The organism is Microbacterium dextranolyticum, from assembly GCF_016907295.1.
In the GTDB taxonomy this organism is placed as follows: Bacteria; Actinomycetota; Actinomycetes; order Actinomycetales; family Microbacteriaceae; genus Microbacterium; species Microbacterium dextranolyticum.
Map to the genome: position 1 here is coordinate 3,051,886 of NZ_JAFBBR010000001.1, position 20,073 is coordinate 3,071,958.

The 20,073-nt window shown below is 70.8% G+C and carries 11 protein-coding genes; 4 read left to right on the plus strand and 7 right to left on the minus strand.

Features of this window, described 5'->3' with window-relative positions; genetic code table 11:
* Positions 1 to 11: 11 nt before the first annotated feature.
* The 3 genes from JOE64_RS13895 to JOE64_RS13905 form a co-directional block, all read right to left on the minus strand.
* On the minus strand, positions 12 to 6,071 hold the full coding sequence (locus tag JOE64_RS13895; RefSeq protein WP_239531786.1) for an Ig-like domain-containing protein: 6,060 nt from the start codon (positions 6,069 to 6,071) through the stop codon (positions 12 to 14).
* 214 nt (positions 6,072 to 6,285) lie between these two features.
* The gene (locus JOE64_RS13900; RefSeq protein WP_204964785.1) at positions 6,286 to 8,646 is read right to left on the minus strand and encodes an ATP-binding cassette domain-containing protein; all 2,361 of its coding nucleotides are present in this window, start codon (positions 8,644 to 8,646) and stop codon (positions 6,286 to 6,288) included.
* A gap of 64 nt (positions 8,647 to 8,710) precedes the next feature.
* Positions 8,711 to 9,349 (minus strand): TetR/AcrR family transcriptional regulator C-terminal domain-containing protein, encoded by a 639-nt coding sequence (locus tag JOE64_RS13905; RefSeq protein ID WP_204964786.1) that lies wholly within the window; start codon positions 9,347 to 9,349, stop codon positions 8,711 to 8,713.
* Positions 9,350 to 9,414: 65 nt separating this feature from the next.
* Here JOE64_RS13905 and JOE64_RS13910 point away from each other — a divergent pair, with 65 nt between their 5' ends.
* Positions 9,415 to 10,371, plus strand: coding sequence for a quinone oxidoreductase family protein (locus JOE64_RS13910; protein ID WP_204964787.1), 957 nt, complete (start codon positions 9,415 to 9,417; stop codon positions 10,369 to 10,371).
* 27 nt (positions 10,372 to 10,398) lie between these two features.
* Here the strand turns inward: JOE64_RS13910 and JOE64_RS13915 are convergent, their stop codons facing one another.
* Both JOE64_RS13915 and JOE64_RS13920 read right to left on the minus strand, forming a co-directional pair.
* Positions 10,399 to 10,977, minus strand: a complete 579-nt coding sequence (locus JOE64_RS13915) for a DNA-3-methyladenine glycosylase I (protein WP_204964788.1) — start codon at positions 10,975 to 10,977, stop codon at positions 10,399 to 10,401.
* 203 nt (positions 10,978 to 11,180) lie between these two features.
* Positions 11,181 to 12,176, minus strand: coding sequence for an epimerase (locus JOE64_RS13920; RefSeq protein WP_204964789.1), 996 nt, complete (start codon positions 12,174 to 12,176; stop codon positions 11,181 to 11,183).
* A gap of 59 nt (positions 12,177 to 12,235) precedes the next feature.
* Between JOE64_RS13920 and JOE64_RS13925 the strand changes: the two genes are divergently transcribed.
* Entirely contained in the window at positions 12,236 to 12,841 is a 606-nt protein-coding gene (locus JOE64_RS13925; protein ID WP_204964790.1) for a DUF4166 domain-containing protein, read from the plus strand.
* A 182-nt stretch (positions 12,842 to 13,023) separates the two neighbouring features.
* Here JOE64_RS13925 and JOE64_RS13930 read toward each other — a convergent pair whose 3' ends face one another.
* Positions 13,024 to 15,141, minus strand: coding sequence for an acyl-CoA dehydrogenase family protein (locus JOE64_RS13930; protein WP_204964791.1), 2,118 nt, complete (start codon positions 15,139 to 15,141; stop codon positions 13,024 to 13,026).
* Positions 15,142 to 15,461: 320 nt separating this feature from the next.
* On the opposite strand from JOE64_RS13930, the gene JOE64_RS13935 reads away from it, so the two are divergent.
* The gene (locus JOE64_RS13935) at positions 15,462 to 16,949 is read left to right on the plus strand and encodes an APC family permease (RefSeq protein ID WP_204964792.1); all 1,488 of its coding nucleotides are present in this window, start codon (positions 15,462 to 15,464) and stop codon (positions 16,947 to 16,949) included.
* Entirely contained in the window at positions 16,946 to 17,866 is a 921-nt protein-coding gene (locus tag JOE64_RS13940; protein WP_204964793.1) for a universal stress protein, read from the plus strand. The genes JOE64_RS13935 and JOE64_RS13940 overlap by 4 nt, the downstream gene beginning before the upstream one ends.
* An 87-nt stretch (positions 17,867 to 17,953) precedes the next feature.
* Here JOE64_RS13940 and recQ read toward each other — a convergent pair whose 3' ends face one another.
* Positions 17,954 to 20,023 (minus strand): DNA helicase RecQ, encoded by a 2,070-nt coding sequence (gene recQ, locus JOE64_RS13945; RefSeq protein WP_204964794.1) that lies wholly within the window; start codon positions 20,021 to 20,023, stop codon positions 17,954 to 17,956.
* Between the last annotated feature and the right edge of the window lie 50 nt (positions 20,024 to 20,073).

Consider the following 20,073-nt stretch of genomic DNA (forward strand, 5'->3'; position numbering starts at 1 on the left):
GTGCGGCCGGGTCAGCCCCGTGGCCACCATTGCTTCTCGGTGTCGACGTCTCCGCCCCAGCCGACGATGTCGACCCAGGCGTTGTTGCCGTCGGCGCCCTTCCAGCAGTACAGCTGCACCGAGCCGTTCGCGGGAAGGTCGAACGCCGCCCGCGTGCCGAAGCGCGTCGGGCCGCCCGTGTCGTGCCAGCAGTCGATGGAGTACCGCCCCGCGGGGAAGTTCTGCGTGTTCACGACGTACTTGTAGCAGCCGTTGACGCAGCCGCCTCCGGAGACATAGTCGCCGCGCGACACCCACACCCGCGGCTGCGGGGGCGGCGGTGCGTCGACCGTCCGCGCCGACGCGGACGCCGCCGTGGTCTGCGCGGCAGCGCTCGTGCGCACCTCGATGGTGTGCGTCTCGCTGTACCCGTGGCCCCTGGTGATCGAACCACTGGCGTCATGACTGACAAGCCCGCCATCGATGTACACGTCGGTCGAGATGTCGCGCCCGTTGCGCGACGGCGACGACCACGAGTACGTGATGTTCGTGCCGGATGTCGAGGCGCTCGCCGACGGGTTGCCGATCTGGCCATAGGGGGCGACCGCGTTGGACTCGTTCGAGGCGCCGCTGGCGTAGGTGCTGCCGTCGACGGTGGAGACGGCCCGCACGCGGATCGTGTAGGTGCCGTTGTTGTTCACCTGGCCGTTGCCGATCGTGCCCGCGCCGTTGCCTCCGCCCGAGATCCAGTCTCCGCGCCAGTTGCCACCGCTGACGGAGTACTGGTACACGATCTCGCCGCTGGCCGCGCCGTTGCCCGCGCCTGCGGCCCAGGTCACGCCGACGGTGTTGTCGCCCTCGGAGGCCGCGACGTTCGTGGGTGCCGCCGGCGCGGTCACACCGCGGCGCGGCGCCGACTGCGGACTGCGCTCGCCCCAGCCCGCCTTGTTCTGCGCGCGCACGTCGAACGTGTAGTTGGTCGTCGAGGTGTCGACCACGACGGCCTGACTGGTCTGGCTGCCCGAGACGGGAACGGTCTTGACGACCGAACCGCCCTGCAGCACCCGCAGCTCGTAGCCCGAGATCGTGTCGCCGTTCTTGTTCGGCGCGTTCCAGTCGACCCGGATCTGCGCCTGCGACCCCACGGGGTCGAGCAGCGTCGTGGTCGGAGCGCCCGGGGCGGACGGCGGGGCCGCCGGCACCATCGACGCCGACCACGGGCTGAACTCACTCGGGTCCGGTGCCTTGTTGTGGGCGCGGACGCGCACCTGGTACGACGAGCCGTTCTCGAGGCCGTCCCAGACGATCGAGGTTCCGGTGACGCCCGACTTCTGCACGATGCCCGACGGCGGCGCCGGCGAGATCTCCAGCGTGTACGAGGTGACCGGCGATCCCTCGGTGCGCGGCGGCACCCACGAGACCGTGAGGCTGCGGTCGCCGAAGACGAGCGTCGGCGGCGCGGGGGTGTCGGGTCGCACGTCCGGACGCGCCGTTTCGGACGGCATCGACGGGTCGGAGGTGCCCACCTTGTTCGTCGCGGTGACGACGAAGTTGTACTCGACGTTGTTGGTCAGCCCGTCGAGGGTGCACGTCGTCGAGGCGCACTGCTTCGTGTAGTTGTTCGCCGTCGAGGTCACGGTGTAGCCGGTGATCGGCGCCCCGTTGTCGGTCGGGGGCGTCCACGACAGCACGACGGTGCGGCTCTGGATGCTCGAGACGACCGGGCGACCGGGCGCATCGGGCTTGCCCTGGACGGTGATCCGGATGCGGCCTTCGGCCGCGCGGTCGGGGTCGCCTGTGGCATCCAGCACGCGATAGCGCGCCACGACGACGCCGACGAACGCCGGGTCGCTGGTGACGTTGACGCGATCTCCGTTGACGACGACCTGCGCCTTGCCGGTCTCGAGCGACGCGCTCTCGATCTTCAGCGGCGTGCCCGGGAAGGGGTTCACATCGTTCTCGAGCACGGCGACCGACTCGGTGGCGCCCTGGTTCGACTGGGCGATCACGTCGTCGTTCGCGGTCGCGAGCGGCCGGGTCGACGCGGTGACCGTGATCGAGATGGTCGCCTCGGCCGGAGTCGTGGTGCCGTCGTCGGCCGTCACGGTGAGGTCGGCACGCGTGCCCTTGGCGGTGGAGGTCGCCGCCGAGACCTTCAGCTGGGTGCCCTCGACCGACGAGGTGAGCCCGTTGGGCGTCGACCCCTTGATGCGGAAGGTGAGCTTGCCCTGGTCGCCCGGGTCGGGATCGGTGGCGAGGGCCGCGAGGTCGAGGACCGTCGCGTCCTCGCCCGGTGCGACGTTCATCGAGGCGCCGAGCATCGTCGGCGGCTGGTTGTCGGGCGGCAGGACCGTGATCGGGATCGTCAGCGTCGCCTTGCGCCCCGCGGGGTCGTCGGGTCCGGTGCCGTCGGTGACCTCGAAGGTGAGGGCGTCGGAGCCGAAGTAGCGGTCCGCGGACGTGTAGACGAGCGTGTGCTGGTCCTTGATGAGGCCGGCGCCGTTCGAGTGCACGGCCGAGACCTTCGCCGCCTCGGTGATGCTGACGTCCTTGCCTCCGGCGGCGCGCACGTACTGCGACAGCGGCAGGTCGATGGACTGACCGCTCTTGACCTCGACCGGCTTGGTGGAAATGAGGCTCGGCGGCAGCTCCGACAGGGCCGGGACCCGGATGAAGGCCGAGTCCGTCAGCCCGTCGGGGTCGGTGATCGTGTACGTGATGAGCTGGCGCTGATCGGTGACCTGCACGTGCACCGTGCCGTCCGCGTTCACCCGGGCGTTCTCGCTGCCGGCACCGAGACTGACGGCGAGATCGCTCTTGGTGCCGTCGGGGTCGTCGTCGTTCTCGAGCACGGCGACATCCGCGGTCGTGCCGTCCTTGAGGTCTTCGGCGCGCACCCGGTCGTCACGGGCGATGGGACGCTCCAGCGGCACCTCGGGGTCGACCGTGATCTGCACGCTCGTCGAGGCACGCGCGCCGCGCGAGTCGGTGATCGCGTACTGCAGCGACGTGTTCATCTGCTCGTTCGGGGCGGTGATCAGCAGGTACTTGCCGCTCACGCGCGCCTTCAGGCCCGGAACGTCAGGCACGGTGACGGGATCCTCTTCGGCGAAACCGAACTCGTCGCCGTCGGGGTCGGAGTCGTTCGCGAGCACCGGCACGGCCACCTCGCGCCCAGGCCGGATCACGACCGAGTCGCGCACCGCGTACGGGGCCTGGTTCACGGATGCCGCCGGCGCGATCCCCACCTGGATATTGGCGGTGGCATCCTTGCCCAGGGCGTCCCGGACGCGATACGAGAAGGTGTCGACGCCGGTCGCGTCCTGGAACGCCTCGTACGTGAACGCATTGGCGCCCGTGTCGACGATGCGCCCCTTCTTCGGCGCATCGGCGATGCCGACGAGCTCGACGGAGTCGCCGTCCTGGTCGATACCGTCGAGCGGAACGGGGATCGTGACCTTCGAGCCGCTGAGCGTGCGCGCCGTGAGGTCGTGCGGCTTGGGGGCGGAGTTGGCCTCGTCGTTGCGCGGCAGGATCTGGATCGTGACGTAGCCGGCGTCGCGCTGACCGGTCGAGTCGACAGCCTCGTACGTGACGTACACGGTCTTCGGGGTGTCGCCCGCCCGGAAGCGGACCTTGTCCTCCGAGACGAACGCCTCGCCGTCGGCGGGGTTCACCAGCGGGGGCACGAGGTCGGGGGCGACGTGCATCGTGTCGCCGTTCGGGTGGTAGTCGTTGGCGAGCACCGGGATCGACACGGTGTCGCCGACGCGCACGACCGCCTGGTCGTCGTTCGCGACCGGCGGGCGCAGCTTCGCGGGCGGCGGCACGGGGATCACGACGATCTCGCCTGTCGCCGAGTGAGATCCGTTGGAGATCGTGTAGCCCACACGCACCTGACGGCTGAGCGATCCCACGTCGCTGATGCGCACGGTCTCGTGGCCGAGGACGGCCGCGGCGACGCCCGAACCGGGCTCGGACGAGACGGACTGCACGACGAGGATGCCACCGTTCGGGTCGGTGTCGTTGGAGAGCACGTTGACGAGCACGTCGCCGCCGACGGGGAGGAGGGCGATGTCGCGCACCGCGACCGGCGGCAGGTCGTCGTCGGATGCCGGGAGCACGTCCACGCGGACGAGACCCGGAACGGAGTTGGGCCCCGCCGAGACGAGGTACTGCGCGTAGTAGGTGCCGGGGCCCGCCGCGGTGAACGTGAAGGTCTTGTTCGCGAAGTCGGGCACGATCGTCGCGCCGGGCACGTCGTCGACGCGGGTGAGGCGGAGCGGCTCGCTGCCCGAGCTGGTGTCGTTCGTCAGAGGCGACACGGTCACCGTCACCCCCGCACGGGTGACGACGTGGTCGGCGTTCGTGACGGGCACGGTCGTACCGAGCGGTCGGATGTCGTAGCGCGCGACGCCGGGGCCGTCGGCCGTGCCGTCGGACACGACGATGGGCACGTCCTTGCGCCCCTGGACGCCGCCGATCGCCCGATAGGTGATCTGCCCGTCGGGGGTGAAGTCGGCCTCGTCGCCGCCGTCGGGGGCGACGTCCTTCAAGAAGATGTCGTCGCCGTCGGGGTCGATCCAGTCCGAGAGCACGTTGTACGACGCGGTGCCGCCGGACTCGACCGTGATCGGGGTGGTGCGCTTCTGCACCGGCGCCGAGTTGACGTCGAACGGATGCACCGTGAGCGTGACGGTCGCCGACGCCTCTCCGCCGCGCCCGTCGTCGACGGAGTACCGGAAGCTCGTGGTCCCGGTCGCTCCCTCGGGCGTCGTGAACTGCAGCGCGGCTCCGTTGTTGATCGACGTGACGGTGCCGAACGAGGGGGTCGATGTCGGGGATGCCACGAGCACGTCGCCGTCGGCGTCGGTGTCGTTGTCGAGCACCGGCAGCACCGTGGTGCGGCCCGGGCGCACGCCGTACTGGTCGTCCTGGGCGATCGGGGGCGTGTTCTGATCGGTGCGCTCGGGGAGGGTCGTCTGCACCGTCTCTTCGGTGGTCTTGTCCTCGTCGTCGCCCTGACCCTCGGGCGGCGTGATGTCCTGCCAGTTGTCGACGCGCTGCATCGAGTCCGACGCCATCCAGGCCGCACCCCCGAACACGTCGTTGAGCACGACCACGTCGCGGTTCACGCGGAAGCGCAGCTTGCTCGTGGGTTCGACCCCCGGCACGTCGCGCACCGTGTCATCGGCGTCGCCGGGGCAGTCGCGGACGAAGCGCCCGGTGCCCGACCACGCGCCGTAGGCGCAGCCGGCCACGTAGACCGGCTCCGACGGCGTGCCCTCGCCGCCCCCGGCATCCACCGTCTGGATCGCTCCGCCGTCGACGGCGACCCGGACGAGAGCGCTCGGCGTGGCGAGGGTGACGGCGTCGGCGGTGCCCGAGGGCTGCTGCAGCACGGCACCGTGCGGCACCTGCACGCGCGAGCCGTCGCCGCCGTAGAGGGTGTCGGTGTCGTGGTCGAGCACGTACGGAGTGGTTCCGACGACCGTGATCGAGAGCTTGTGCCCGGGAGCGACCCCGTCGAGGGAGCGCGACGACTTCTGCGTCGTCGATCCGTCGTCGCCGGGCCCGTAGGAGCGCACCTGGGCCTCGGCCGCCGAGGCGGCGTACACGGTGCCGTCGACGCCGACGGCGATCTTGGCGTTCTCGCCCTCGTCGGCGACCGGCTTGGTGTCCTGCGCGCCGATGCCGCTGATCGCGGTGAAGGGGCTCGTCCAGAGCGCGCCGGTGGGCTCGATCACGGCGACCGTGTCGGAGCCCATCGCCACCGACGATCCGGGCTTGAGCTCGGCCGAGTCGGACATGATCACGCGGGAGGGATCGATCGCGGCGATCGACGAGGCCGTCGAGTCGACGACGAGCACGCGCGTTCCGCTCTGCAGCAGGTCGTAGTCGGCGGTGCCGGTGCGCAGCCCGCCGTCGAGGACGCGCGACTGGTGGTTGAAGTGCCCCACGAGCAGGCTCGACTGCTTCGTGACCCACACCCCGCCGTCATGCAGATCGACCTCGGTCGTCGGCTTTCCCTCGTAGGCGACGGCGAAGAAGCCGACGGCCAGGGCGGCGACGGTGACGACGCTCGCCGACATCAGCGTTTTCGGGCGCGCTCGCAGCCACGCAAATGAGGTCATTGCGGCTCGGCTCCCCTCCGGGCTCGGTTGTGTGCGTGGCGTCGGGACCTGGTGCTGAAGCAGGCGCTCACGTCGTGCAGACCTCGACAGCCTACGTCACGGAAGAGCCTGATCGGCACCTCTTCCCATGGGCAGAACTACCCATGTATAGGGCGTCGCCGAGGAGCGCGCGTCATGCGGCCGTGTATGCCGCGAGGTGGCGCGCGGTGAGGGTCGAACCGTCGGCCACGAGTTGCTCGGGAGTGCCCTCGAAGACGATGGCGCCGCCGTCCCTGCCCGCGCCCGGTCCCACGTCGATGATCCAGTCCGCGTGCGCCATCACCGCCTGATGGTGCTCGATCACGATGACCGAGTTGCCGGCATCCACCAGTCTGTCCAGCAGCGCCAGCAGGCCCTCGACGTCGGCGAGGTGCAGGCCCGTGGTCGGTTCGTCGAGGACGTACACCGCGCCCTTCTTCGCCATCGAGATCGCGAGCTTCAGCCGCTGTCGCTCACCGCCGGACAGGGTGTTCAGCGCCTGCCCGAGCGTGAGGTAGCCGAGACCCGCATCGATCATGCGGGCGAGCACCGTATGCGCGGGGCCCGAGGAGAAGAAGGCGGCGGCCTCGCCCGCCGACATCGCCAGCACATCGGCGATCGTACGTCCCTCGAGCGTGTACTCGAGCACCTCGTCGCTGAACCCCGAGCCTTCGCAGAGGTCGCAGCGCGTCTCGACGCTCTGCGTGAACCCGAGGTTCGTGATGATGACGCCGAGTCCTTTGCAGGCCGGGCAGGCGCCCTCGGAGTTCGCGCTGAACAGCGACGGCGTGACGCCGTTCGCCTTGGCGAACGCCTTGCGGATGTCGTCGAGGATGCCGGTGTAGGTTGCGGGACTCGAACGGCGCGACCCCTTGATCGGCGTCTGGTCGACGACGATCACCTCGTCCGACGGGGGCAGGCTGCCGTGGATCAGCGACGACTTGCCCGATCCGGCGACCCCGGTGACGACCGTGAGGATGCCGAGGGGCACGTCGACGTCGACGCCGCGCAGGTTGTGCAGGCTCGCCCCACGGATCTCGATCGCGCCGCGCGCCTGGCGGGTCGCCGGCTTGAGCCGGGCGCGGTGGTCGAGATGACGCCCGGTCACCGTGTTCGAGGCGCGGAGGCCCGCCACGCCGCCCTCGAAGGTGATCGTGCCGCCCGCCGCGCCCGCGCCGGGACCGAGGTCGACGATGTGATCGGCGATGGCGATGACTTCGGGCTTGTGCTCGACGACGAGAACGGTGTTCCCCTTGTCGCGCAGCTGCAGCAGCAGCGCGTTCATGCGCTGGATGTCATGGGGGTGCAGCCCCGCGGTCGGCTCGTCGAACACGTAGGTCATGTCGGTCAGGGCGGAGCCGAGGTGCCGGATCATCTTGGCCCGCTGCGCCTCGCCGCCCGACAGGCTGCCGCTCGAACGATCGAGCGACAGGTAGCCCAGCCCGATGTCGACGAACGAGTCGAGCGTGGCGCGCAGTCCCGCCACGAGCGGCGCGACGGCGGGATCGTCGATGGATGCCACCCAGACCGCGAGGTCGGTGATCTGCATCGCCGCGGCATCCGCGATGTTCACGCCCCCGATCCGCGACGACCGCGCCCCGTCGTTGAGTCTCGTACCCTCGCATGCCGGGCACGGCATGAACCGGACGGCGCGATCGACGAACGCACGGATGTGCGGCTGCAGGCTGTCGCGGTCTTTCTGCAGCATCGACTTGGTGATCTTGGGGACGAGGCCCTCGTAGGTCATGTTGGTCGAGGCGATCCGCACCTTCGTCTGCTCGTGGTGCAGCAGGTCGTGCAGCTCGGTCTCGGTGTAGTCGCGGAGGGGCTTGTCGGGATCGAGAAATCCCGACTCGGCATAGATGCGCACGAGCCACCCGTCGGGCGTGTAGCCCGGCACCCGGATCGCCCCCGCCGACAGCGACAGCGAGCGGTCGAGCAGCTCGTCGACATCCACGTCGCTCACCTGACCGAGCCCTTCGCACTCGGGGCACATGCCGCCGGTGACCTCGAACGAGCGCCGCTGCTTCGTGCCCTTGTTCTTGCCCACGGCGATCGTGACCGCTCCGGCGCCCGAGACCGAGGGCACGTTGAACGAGAACGCCTGGGGCGATCCCACGTGCGGCTGGCCGAGCCTGCTGAACAGCAGCCGCAGCATGGCGTGCACATCGGTCGCCGTGCCGACCGTGGAACGGGCGTTGGCACCCATCCGCTCCTGGTCGACGACGATCGCGGGGCTGATGTTCTCGAGCGCGTCGACGTCGGGGCGGCTCAGCTGCCCCATGAACTGCTGCACGAACGTGGGGTAGGTCTCGTTGATGAGTCGCTGCGACTCGTTGGCGATCGTGCCGAAGACGAGGCTGGACTTGCCCGAGCCGCTCACCCCGGTGAAGACCGTGAGACGGCGCTTGGGGATCTCGACGTCGACGCCGCGGAGGTTGTTCTCGCGGGCGCCCACGACCCGGATCACCTCGTGCGCGTCGGCGATGGCGTTGTCGGAGCGTGGGGATGTCATGGGGTCAGTCTGCCGCCCCGCTCGCAGACCCGCGACCGGGGGGCGATCCGGTGCGCGAGGTCGCTCACACGCCGAATCGCGCGGCGAGCCCGGCGATCACGATGCCGAGCTGGCGCGAGAACCGCGCGTCGGCGTCGCCTCCCACGTGCCCTGCGGCGGCGACCAGAGGAGCGTCGGGCCCGATGGCCGCGTCGCGGGCGTCGACGGAGTAGCGCTCGGGGTCGGATGCCGCGGACTGCGCGCGCTCCTGCTCTTCGATCACGAAGCCGACGACGTAGGCCGTGACGATCTCGGCGGCGTCCACGGCATCCGCCAGGTCGAGCCCCTGCGCCACCCAGCGTTCGAACCAGGGCTCCTGCGCGCGCAGGGTCTGCGCGTCGGTGAGTCGGGTGCCGCTGAAGGTGCGGGCGCCGTCGCGGTGCGCCAGGTACTCCCGACGAAGAGCGTGCGCGTAGGCGTCGAGCACGACGGTCCACGCCGCGTCGGATGGGACCGCGTGGAGCGAGAGCTGCACACGTCGCTGGATCTCGGTGCCCATGTCGTCGAGAAGCTGCTGTTTGCTGCCGACGTGCCAATAGAGCGCGGGTGCGCGCACGTCGAGGCGAGCCGCGACCGCACGCAGCGTCACCGCCTCGATCCCGCCGTCATCCAGCACCGCGAGGGCGGCGTCGACGATGCGCTCCTTCGTGATCCCCTTCGCCATGCTTGACAGCTTAACAACGTTAAGGGACGATGGATGACATCATTTAACTTAGTTAAGGAGTCATCATGCGCGCCGCCCTCATCACCTCGTTCGACACCCCGCCGCAGGTCGCCGACATCCCCGACCCCGATCCGCAGGACGGCGGCGAGATCGTCACCGTCCTGGCATCCGCCGTGCACCCGCGCGTGCGCTCGCAGGCCGACGGGTCGCACTACACCACCACCGGCGTCCTGCCGCTCGTCCCCGGAATCGACGGCGTGGGCCGAGACGCCCGCGGCAACCTGCGCTACTTCGTGTGCGAGAGCGGAGCGATGGCCGAACGTGCCGTCGTCGACCCGCGCCGCAGCGTGGTGCTGCCGCCCGACGTCGACCCGGTCGTGATCGCCGCGGCGATGAATCCCGCGATGTCGTCGTGGATCGCGCTGCGTCGACGCATCGAGTTCACCCCCGGTTCGCGCGTGCTCATCATGGGTGCGACCGGAAACGCGGGGCGGATGGCGATCCAGATCGCCCGTCGCCTCGGCGCCGGGCACGTCGCCGCCGCCGGCCGGGATCCGCAGAAACTCGCCGCCCTGCCGGGCCTCGGCGCCGACACCGTCATCGACCTCGCCCGTGATCCGCAGCAGGTCGCCCTCGACCTGGCCGCCGCGGGGCGCGAGGTCGACGTGGTGCTCGACTATCTCTGGGGGCCGTGGGCGGCCAACGCGCTGCGGGCGATCGTCCCCGCACGCGAGGACGACACTCAGGCCCTGACCTGGGTGCAGATCGGGTCGATCACCGGTCCGGAATCGCCCCTCCCGTCCGCGGCGCTGCGCGCCTGCAACCTCCGCATCGTCGGCAGCGGACAGGGCTCCGTCTCGCCGCGGGACATTCTCGCCGAGCTTCCGGGCCTGGCGGCAGAGGTGATGAGCGGCGGGTACGAGATCGACGCGGTGCCCGTGCCGCTCTCGGACGTCACCGCGGCGTGGGAGCACCCGGCATCCGACGGCGCACGCACGGTGATCGTGCCGACCGCGAGCTGAGAACCGCGGCGGCTCGCCACCGGGTCGTCAGACCGCCCGGTGGCAGCCGACGAGATGGTCGTCGACCATGCCCGCCGACTGCATCAGCGCGTACATCGTGGTCGATCCGACGAACCGGAATCCCGTCTTCCGGAGCGCCGTCGACAGGGCGTCGGATGCCGCGGTCACCGCCGGGACGTCCGCGAAGCTGCGGGGGCGCTGCGCCCCGGCGCGCGGGGCGGGGGCGAACGACCACATGAGGGCGTCGAACTCTCCCTGCTGCATCGCCGCCACGAGGCGGGCGTTGCCGATCGTCGCCAGGATCTTGGCGCGATTGCGCACGATCCCCGCATCGGCCATCAGCCGCTCGACGTCATCGTCGGCCAACGCGGCGACGACGTCGGGGTCGAAGCCGGCGAACACCTCGCGGAACCGCGGTCGCTTGCGCAGGATCGTGATCCACGACAGTCCCGCCTGGAAGCCTTCGAGGCTGGTCTTCTCGAACAGCGCGCGGTCGCCGTGCAACGGCCGCCCCCACTCCTCGTCGTGGTAGCGGCGGTACTCGGCGTCATCCCCGACCCAGCCGCAGCGCACGATTCCGTCGGGCCCCGTGCGCAGATCGTCCATGCGCCCAGGCTAGCGACGGCCTCCGACCTCGCCGCCGAGCGCGTCAGGCCCCGGGCGCGGAGCGCGGCGGGGCCCGGCGACGGAGCCCCGGGCATCCCGCCCTCGCACCCTCATCCCGCCACGAACTCCGCAGAAAGTCACGAACTCCGCAGCCGATCGCCGCTTTGCCTGCGGAGTTCGTGCTCGCGTGCGGAGTTCGTGCGTCACCGCCCGGGGCGCGACGCGCCGGCGCCGAGCGCGTCGCGCAGCGCGTCCTCGAGGTCGGGATGCCGGAACACGAAGCCCTGGTCTGCGAGAACCCCCGGCAGCACCCACCGGCTCTTCAGCACGAGTTCCGGCTCGGTGCGCAGCGCCCACATCGCGCTCTCCAGCATCCAGCGCCGCGCCGGCAGCCCGATCGGCACGCCGACGATGCGGCGCAGCGTCGCCATCAGCGTGGCGTCGTCGCTCGGGTGCGGGCTCGCGAGGTTCACGACGCCCGAGATGTCGTCGTGATCGCGGATGAAGCGCACGGCCGAGACGACGTCGTCGATGTGGATCCAACTGAACCGCTGGCGTCCGCGCGTGTCGTGGTGCGGCGGGCAGCCGTCGCCGGTCGGCGCCTCGCCGATGCCCCGGTAGCGCGCGTGCGTCGGCCCCCAGCCGTCGAGGTGCGGCCCGCCGAGTCCGGTGCGCGCGAGCGTCGCCAGCAGCCGGGTGGCGGGACCCTCGCCGAGCACGATCGCCATCCGGAGGGCGACGCGCCGGGTGCCGGGCATCTCGCCCGCGAAGAACGCTCCCTCCCACGCGCGGGCGACGTCGACCGAGAACCCGGTGCCGAGCTCTCCCGTCGCCTCGGTGTTCGCGCGGTCCATCGCGTGCCGGTAGATGGTGGCGGTCGAGGCGTTCATCCACACCCGCGGCGGGTGGCGGGCGCGCAGGACCGCATCATGCAGCGCGCGGGTGGTCTCGACCCGGGATCGCAGGATCTCATTCCGATTGCGATCGGTGTAGCGGCAGTTCACCGACCGGCCGGCGAGGTTGACGAGCACATCGGCGCCGTCCACCGCCTCGGCGATCTTCTCGGGGTGCCCCCACGAGACGGGGCCACCCCTCCCGATCGTGACGACCTCGTACCCGTCGGTGCGGAAGGCCCGGACGAGTGCCGACCCCACGAATCCGCTCGCTCCGGCGATGACGACCCGACCTGCGGCATCCATTTAGACCTCTCTTCGTTCAGCATTTCTGAACATGTTCAGATTAATGTACCGTGAGAGATATGAACACCGTTCCGGCGACCTCGGTGTACGAGCGCACCCTCGGCGCGCGGCTCGACGAACTCGACGCCCGCCTGCGCTCTTACTTCAGGGCCCTGCCCCCGGGCGCCGTCGGCGTCGGGCGCGGCACGTTCGAGGCGGTCGGCCCGACGAGCCGCCTGCTGCGCCCGGTCTTCGCGGCGCTGGTCCGCCCGCGCATCCTCTTCGCCGAATCGGGTCGCGATGTGCCCTTCACCGTGCGCAACGCCCCGCAGCCGGACGGATCGCTGACCGCGTGGCGCGATGTCCACTTTCCCGGCGGCACTCGGACGATGCAGGACCGCATGCGAGCCGAGGGCGCGGCGCTCATCGACCGGATCGGCCGCCGCGGCGAACTGGAAGTCACCCTTGACGTCGCGATCATCGACGGCGGGCTGCGCCTGGCATCCCGCCGTCTCGCCTGGTGGATCGGCGGCGTGCGCATCCCGTTGCCACCCCTTGCCCGCGTCACCGTCGACGAGCGGATGCGCGGCCCGCGCCAACACGTCGACGCCCGCGTCCACGTCGCACTCCTGGGCGAGGTCTTCCGCTACTCGGGCTCGTTCACCTACGAGGTCGCCGCGCGCTGACGGCGCGCCGGGCCGCCGACGCGTCCGTCCGCCGCCCGGCTGTCCTCACGAACTCCGCAGAATGTGACGAACTCCGCAGCCGATCCGCCCCTTCCGTGCGGAGTTCACGCCCATCTGCGGAGTTCGTGCGCCGAAGGATGCCACGGCGAAGGATGCCACGGCGCGGCACGCCGCCGCGCGGGTCACTTCTTCTTGAGCGACTTCTCCGAGGCGGGGGCCTCGCCCGACGCGGCGAGGTCGGCGTAGTACGCGCGAGCCTCGGCCTGACGCTCGTGCTCGGCGCCGGAGGCGATCGGAGCGCGCACGTGCTCGGGCGCGAAGCCGTAGGCGTCCACGAGGTCCTGCGCGTGGGGGCGCAGGCGCAGGCACAACCGGTCGATGTACTTCGAGACCGCGGCCGCGCGCTGCGACGACAGACGTCCGTTGATGAGGTACCAGGCCAGGTGCTTCTCGATGAGGTGCAGCCCGAACAGGTCGCGCAGCCACGTGAGCACCTGGGCGGTGCCCTCGTCGTCGACCCCGGCGATGCCGTCGCTGAACGCCTCCCACTGCAGCAGCTCGCCGTGGGCGCGCGCGGCCTCGATGAGCTCGGCCTGGTTCGCGTTGAAGAGCTCCGCCGCCTCGGCGGGCGACGCCTTGGCGGCGGGACGCAGACGCCCGGCGATGTCCGAGATCATCTGCTCCACCCGGCCCGCGAGCAGCTCGTGCTGCTGCTCGGCTCGCAGTCCGAGCTCGACCGAGCGTGCCGTCGACCCGAGGTCGGCGACCGACTGTCCGAACTGGCGCAGCCCCGCACCGTGGAAGACCTTGCCGACCGTCTGCCGCGCGGCGAACGAGGCGAGCTTCGCGGCATCCGCCCCCCGGAACTGCTTCGCGAAGTCGGCGAGCAGGCGCTTGCCGACCAGCTGCAGCAGGATGTTGTTGTCGCCCTCGAACGTGACGTAGACGTCGAGGTCCTGATGCAGGCCGACGAGTCGATTCTCGGCCAGGAACCCGGATCCGCCGCACGCCTCGCGGGCCTCTTGGATGGTCTCGAGGGCGTTCCAGGTCGACAGCGGCTTGAGCGCCGCAGCGAGCGTCTCGAGGTTCTCGCGCTCGGCGGGCGTGTCCTGACGCCCCGAGAAGACGCCGTCGAAAGTGCGCAGCAGTTCGTCGTTGGAGAAGAACTGCGCGTAGTTCTGAGCCAGGCGCGGCAGCAGGCGCCGCTGATGCTTGCCGTAGTCGAGCAGCACGACCTCGTCGCTTCCGGCGCCCGAGTCGAACTGTCGGCGCTGGTTCGCGTACGTGACGGCGATGTGCAGGGCGAGGGCCGTCCCGGTGGTGGCGGCGCCGTCGAGCGAGACGCGTCCCTGGACCAGCGCCCCGAGCATCGTGAAGAAGCGACGGCCGGGGCTCGGGATCTCGGAGCTGTAGGTGCCGTCGGATGCCACGTCGCCGTACCGGTTCAGCAGGTTGAACCGCGGGATACGCACGTGGTCGAAGTGCAGCCGCCCGTTGTCGATGCCGTTGAGACCGCCCTTGACGCCGTCGTCCTCGCCGCCGACTCCCGGCAGGAAGGCGCCGTCGTCATCCCGCAGGGGCACGAAGAAGCAGTGCACGCCGTAGTTCACGCCGTTCGTGATGAGCTGGGCGAACACCGTCGCCGCGCGCCCGTGCAGCGCCGCATTGCCGAGATAGTCCTTCCATGCGCCGCGGAACGGCGTGTGGATGACGAATTCCTCGGTCTCGGGATCGTAGGTCGCGGTCGTGCCGATCGCCGCGACGTCCGAGCCGTGCCCGGTCTCGGTCATCGCGAACGCGCCCGGCAGGTCGAGCTCGATGACGTCGCGCAGCCACGCGTCGTGGTGCTTCTTCGTGCCGAGCTGGTAGATGGCCGAGCCGAACAGCCCCCACTGGACGCCGGACTTGATCTGCAGGCTCGGGTCGGCCAGGACGAGCTCCATGAACCCGGCGAGGTTGGCGCCGTTGTCGTCGAGCCCGCCGTACTCGGTCGGGAACGCCCGGCGCGAGCCATTGTTCTCGACGAGCAGACGCAGCTGGCCCAGGACGCGCTCGCGATGCTCGGGCATCGGCTGGCCCTCGATGCGCCAGAATGCGGGGTCCTTGATCATCTCGCGCGCCTCGCGCCGCGTCTCGCGCCACGTGCCGAGCAGCAGATCGGTGACGGCGTCGACGTCGATGCGCGCCTCGTGCGCCTCGACCGCGCTGTGCGGCGAGGTCGGCGCACCTCCGACCGGGGTGCGCGTGTTCGTCGCGGGCTTGCGAGGGTGGGCGTTCTGGCGGACGGCGGCGTCGGACATCGGCGTGCCTCTCGATCGAAGCGGGCAGAAGTAATCACTGTCGACGCTAGGTCGCGCGGACGGCATGGAGAAACCGATTGGATGCCCCGGACAACGCCGGTCGGCACCGTGCGGCGTCCGCGTTGTATGAAACCGAAACCCACACTTCATGAGACTGGGTTTCACTCGCCGCGCCGTCATGAACCCCGCAACGGCGCGCCGCGCGACACGACACTCCGACCCGCGCGGGCGCAATGCGCTCCCACGGACGCGGCGCCCACGATACTGAGCCGATCCGGAGCCGCGCACGGTTCCCCTTCTGCCCGCATTCGGAGGCGGCCATGATCTCAGTGGGCACTCAGCTCGCCCGGCGCCAGCCCCTGGCCGCTCCCCTCGCCCCCCGGACCGGCAGCACCACGCTGGTGCGCAACCTCAGCACCTTCCAGCTGATGATGTTCGGCGTCGGGGCGACCGTCGGCACCGGCGTCTTCTTCGTGCTGAGCGAGTCGATCCCCGTCGCCGGGCCCGCCGTCATCCTCTCGTTCCTGCTCGCCGCGATCGCGGCCGGCCTCTCCGCCCTCTGCTACGCGGAACTCGCCTCGTCGATCCCCGTGAGCGGGTCGAGCTACTCGTACACGTACCACGCGCTCGGCGAAGGCGCCGCCGTCATCGTCGGCGGGTGCGTGCTGCTCGAGTACGGCGTCGCCGTCTCGGCTGTGGCGGTCGGATGGAGCGGATACTTCAACGATCTGCTGCACCATCTGTTCGGCTGGCAGCTGCCCGACACGCTCTCGCTCTCGTTCGTCCCCGGTGACGACGGCGCCGCCACCGGCGGCTTCGTGAACCTCCCCGCCGTCGTGCTGGTCCTGCTGTGCATGATCCTGCTCATCCGGGGTGCATCCGAGTCGGCGACCGTCAACGCCGTCATGGTGTGCATCAAGCTCGGCGTGCTGCTGCTGTTCATCGTCATCGGGTTCTCGGCGTTCAACGCCGACCACTTCTCGAACTTCTTCGCCCAGGCATCCGGCATCGGCGGCGCCGCGGGCACGATCTTCTTCTCGTTCATCGGGTTGGATGCCGTGGCGACCGCGAGCGAAGAGGTGAAGAACCCGCAGAAGGCGATCCCGCGCGCGATCATCGGGGCGCTGCTCATCGTCACGGCCTTCTACGTGTTGGTGTGCCTCGCCGGTCTCGCCGCGCAGCCGGTCGAGTGGTTCGGCACGAAAGAGGCGGGCGAGGCCGGCCTCGCGAAGATCATGGAGCTCGCGACGGGCACCCCGATCTGGGCGACAGTGCTGTCGGCCGGCGCGGTGATCTCGGTTTTCTCGGTGACGCTCGTCACGCTGTACGGGCAGACCCGCATCCTCTTCTCGATCTCGCGGGACGGCATGGTGTCGAAGAGGTTCCTGCGCGTCAATCCCCGGTTCGGCACCCCCGTGTTCAACACCGTCGTCGTCTCGATCGTCGTCGCGCTCGTCGCGGGGTTCGTGCCGGCCGACTACCTGTGGGACAGCGTGTCGTTCGGCACGCTCGTCGCCTTCAGCGCGGTGGCGATCTCGCTGATCGTGCTGCGGCGGCGCAGCCCCGACCTGCCGCGCCCGTTCCGCGTGCCGCTGTTCCCCGTGATCCCGATCCTCACGGTGATCGTGTGCGTGTACGTGCTGACGAGCCTGCGCCCGATCACGTGGATCATCTGCGTGAGCTGGCTCGTGATCGTCTTCGCGTTCTACCTGGTCTACGGGCGGCGCCACGCGACGCTCGGCTCCGCCGACGCGAACGGAGCGGATACACCAGACGCCGCGGCGATCCCGGTGGAGGACGAGCGATGAGCTACCTCGTCGGCTACGGCCCCCGGAACGACGACCGCAGCGCGATCGAGCTCGCGCTGCAGCTCGCGCGATCCCGGCCCGAACCCGTCATCGCCCTGTCGGTCGTGCCGCGCGGCTGGGGCACACCCGCGGCCGGCGGCACCGACCGCGAGTACGAGCTGCGGGCCGCCGAGGAGGGGCGCCGCAGCACCGAGCTGGCCCGCGCCGACTTCGCCCGTCACCACGACACGGATGCCGTCATCGCCGCCGATGCGGCGATCCCCACCGAGGCGGCCTGGATCGCGGGGCGCTCCGTGCCCGCGACCCTCATGGAGCAGGCGGACGAGCACGGCGCGTGGGTCATCGTCGTCGGCTCGGCCGAAGAGGCCGAGCCCGGTCGCGTGCGCCTCAGTTCGAAGACCGACCGCCTCATGCACTCGTCGACGCTGCCGGTCGCGATCGCTCCCCGCTCGTACCGCACCTCGAGCGCCGTCACCCGCATCACCGTCGCCTTCCGCGACGACGACGCCGGATGGTCGCTGCTCGACCGCGTCGCCGACCTCAGCCGGACCGAGGGCGCGAGGCTCAGGATCGTGACGTTCGTGGTCGCACCGGCGCGCACCCCCGTGATCAACGACGTGCCCCACGCCGAGGCCCAGGTCACCGACGCCTGGACCCAGCAGGCGCGCCTCGCCCTCGCCGAGGCGCGGACGCACCTGGCCGCCCACGGCCCGGTCGACGACGTCGAGTTCCTCGTGACCATCGGCGCCGACTGGCCGTCCGCCGTGGCCTCGGTCGCCTGGAAGGACGGCGACATCCTCGTCGTCGGATCGTCGTCGACGCACCGACTGGCGCAGGTGTTCCTGGGCTCGAGCGCCGCGAAGATCGTCCGGAACGCCCCCGTCCCCGTCGTCGTGATCCCCGGCACGGCGAGCTGAGGGCCGCCCCGCTCGCGCGGCCGCATCACGGCGACCGATCACAGCGCCCAGTCACCGCGACCGAGCCGCCGCACGGAGAGACCGGGGTCAGTCCGCCTCGGCGATGACGGCGATCACCGCGTCGCCGTAGGCCTCGCGCTTCTTCGCACCGATGCCGGTGATGCCCTCGAGGTCGGCGACCGTCGCCGGGCGCCGATCGGCGAGCGCGCGCAGCGTCGCATCGCCGAACACGATGTAGGCGGGCACGCCCTGCTCCTTCGCGACGCCGGCCCGCCAGGCCCGCAGCGACTCGAACAGGTCGCGATCGCCTTCGGCCACGGCATCCGTCGCCGCCTGCTTGCGGACCCGCGCGCCCCCGCCGCTGCGCCCCAGCACGTCGCGGCGCAGCGGGACGGAAGCCTCGCCGCGCAGCACCGCCGCGCCCTCGTCGCCCACCGCGAGCACGCCGTACTCGCCCTGCGCGGCGATGACGCCGCGCGCGAGCAGCTGGCGCACGACGCTGCGCCAGTCCTGCTCGCTGAGGTCGGCGCCCAGCCCGTAGGTGGTGAGCGTGTCGTGCTTCTGCTGGCGGATGCGGTCGGTCGACGCTCCCCGCAGGATGTCGATGAGGTGCCCCGCGCCGAACGCCTGGTTGCGCTCGCGCTTCAGACGCACGATCGTCGACAGCAGCTTCTGCGCCGGAACGAGGCCGTCCCACGTGTCGGCCGGCTGCAGACACGTGTCGCAGTTGCCGCAGGGGTCGGATGCCTGTCCGAAATAGGCGAGCAGGTTCTGCCGACGGCACGACACCGTCTCGCAGAGGGCGAGCATCGCGTCGAGGTGCTGACCCATGCGCTGCTTGTAGGCACGGTCGCCGGGTGACTGGTCGATGAGCCTGCGCTGCTGCACGACGTCGCCGAGCCCGTAGGCCATCCAGGCGAGGGCGGGTTCGCCGTCGCGGCCCGCGCGCCCGGTCTCCTGGTAGTAGCCCTCGATGGACTTCGGCAGATCGATGTGGGCGACGAAGCGCACGTCGGGCTTGTCGATCCCCATGCCGAAGGCGATGGTGGCGACCATGACGACGCCCTCTTCGCGCAGGAACCGCTCCTGATGGCGAGCGCGCATCGCGGCATCCAGCCCTGCGTGGTACGCCAGGGCGTCGACACCCTGCCCACGCAGGTACTCCGCCGTCTGCTCGACCGATTTGCGGCTGAGTGCGTAGACGATCCCCGCGGGAGACGTCGTCGCTCCGCCGCCGGTGGTCGCCGGGACGCTGCGGATGAACTGCAGCAGCTGGCGCCGCGGATCGACCTTCGCCTCGATGCGGTACTGGATGTTCGGGCGGTCGAAGCTCGCGACGAAGTGCTGCGCGTCGTCGAGGTGCAGGCGCTCGGTGATCTCCTCGTGCGTCGCCCGGGTCGCCGTCGCGGTGAGCGCCATGCGGGGAACCCCGGGGAAGCGCTCGGCGAGATCTCCCAGCGCGAGGTAGTCGGGGCGGAAGTCGTGCCCCCACTGGCTGACGCAGTGCGCCTCGTCGATCGCGATCACGCTGAGGCGTCCGCGCTGCAGGAGCGCCGTCGTGGCGGCGCCGCTGAGCCGCTCGGGCGCGACGTAGAGCAGGTCGAGCTCGCCGGCGAGGTACGCCTGCTCGACGACGGCACGTTCGGCGGCGCTCTGCGTGGAGTTGAGGAACGCCGCGTTCACGCCGTTGGCGACGAGCGCGTCGACCTGGTCGTGCATGAGGGCGATCAGCGGGCTCACCACGAGGCCCGTCCCCGGTCGGACGAGCGCGGGCACCTGGTAGGTGATCGACTTGCCGCCGCCGGTCGGCATGAGCACGACGGCGTCGCCGCCCGCGACGACCTGCGCGACGATGTCGGCCTGGTCGCCGCGGAACGCGTCGTAGCCGAACACCTCTTTCAGGACGACCAGCGGGTCCTGGCCGGTGCGGTCCGGTCCGGTGCGCGGACGGGCGACGAGCGCGGTGGCAGGTGCGGCCGCGGCCGCACCTCGGGTCTGACGAGGCATCCCTTCGTCGCGGGTCGCCCGCGCGAGGGCGCCGGCGTACCCGTCGTACTCCGGCGGGGGCGGCGCGTCGAGGTCGTCGGGCGGCGTCAGATCATCGACATCCCACGGGACATCCGCATACGGGTCGTCGCGGTCGATGGATGCACTCACCCGTCCAGGCTAACCGCGGCATCCGACAGGTGCGCCCGCGTTGCCCTCCC

Coding starts and splice junctions, on each gene's coding strand:
- JOE64_RS13915 (WP_204964788.1), bottom strand. CDS start 10,977: ATGGACGATCTGCGCACGGGGCCCGACGGAATCGTGCGCTGCGGCTGG.
- JOE64_RS13920 (WP_204964789.1), bottom strand. CDS start 12,176: ATGGATGCCGCAGGTCGGGTCGTCATCGCCGGAGCGAGCGGATTCGTG.
- JOE64_RS13940 (WP_204964793.1), top strand. CDS start 16,946: ATGAGCTACCTCGTCGGCTACGGCCCCCGGAACGACGACCGCAGCGCG.
- JOE64_RS13930 (WP_204964791.1), bottom strand. CDS start 15,141: ATGTCCGACGCCGCCGTCCGCCAGAACGCCCACCCTCGCAAGCCCGCG.
- JOE64_RS13910 (WP_204964787.1), top strand. CDS start 9,415: ATGCGCGCCGCCCTCATCACCTCGTTCGACACCCCGCCGCAGGTCGCC.
- JOE64_RS13905 (WP_204964786.1), bottom strand. CDS start 9,349: ATGGCGAAGGGGATCACGAAGGAGCGCATCGTCGACGCCGCCCTCGCG.
- JOE64_RS13935 (WP_204964792.1), top strand. CDS start 15,462: ATGATCTCAGTGGGCACTCAGCTCGCCCGGCGCCAGCCCCTGGCCGCT.
- JOE64_RS13925 (WP_204964790.1), top strand. CDS start 12,236: ATGAACACCGTTCCGGCGACCTCGGTGTACGAGCGCACCCTCGGCGCG.
- JOE64_RS13895 (WP_239531786.1), bottom strand. CDS start 6,071: ATGTCGGCGAGCGTCGTCACCGTCGCCGCCCTGGCCGTCGGCTTCTTC.
- JOE64_RS13900 (WP_204964785.1), bottom strand. CDS start 8,646: ATGACATCCCCACGCTCCGACAACGCCATCGCCGACGCGCACGAGGTG.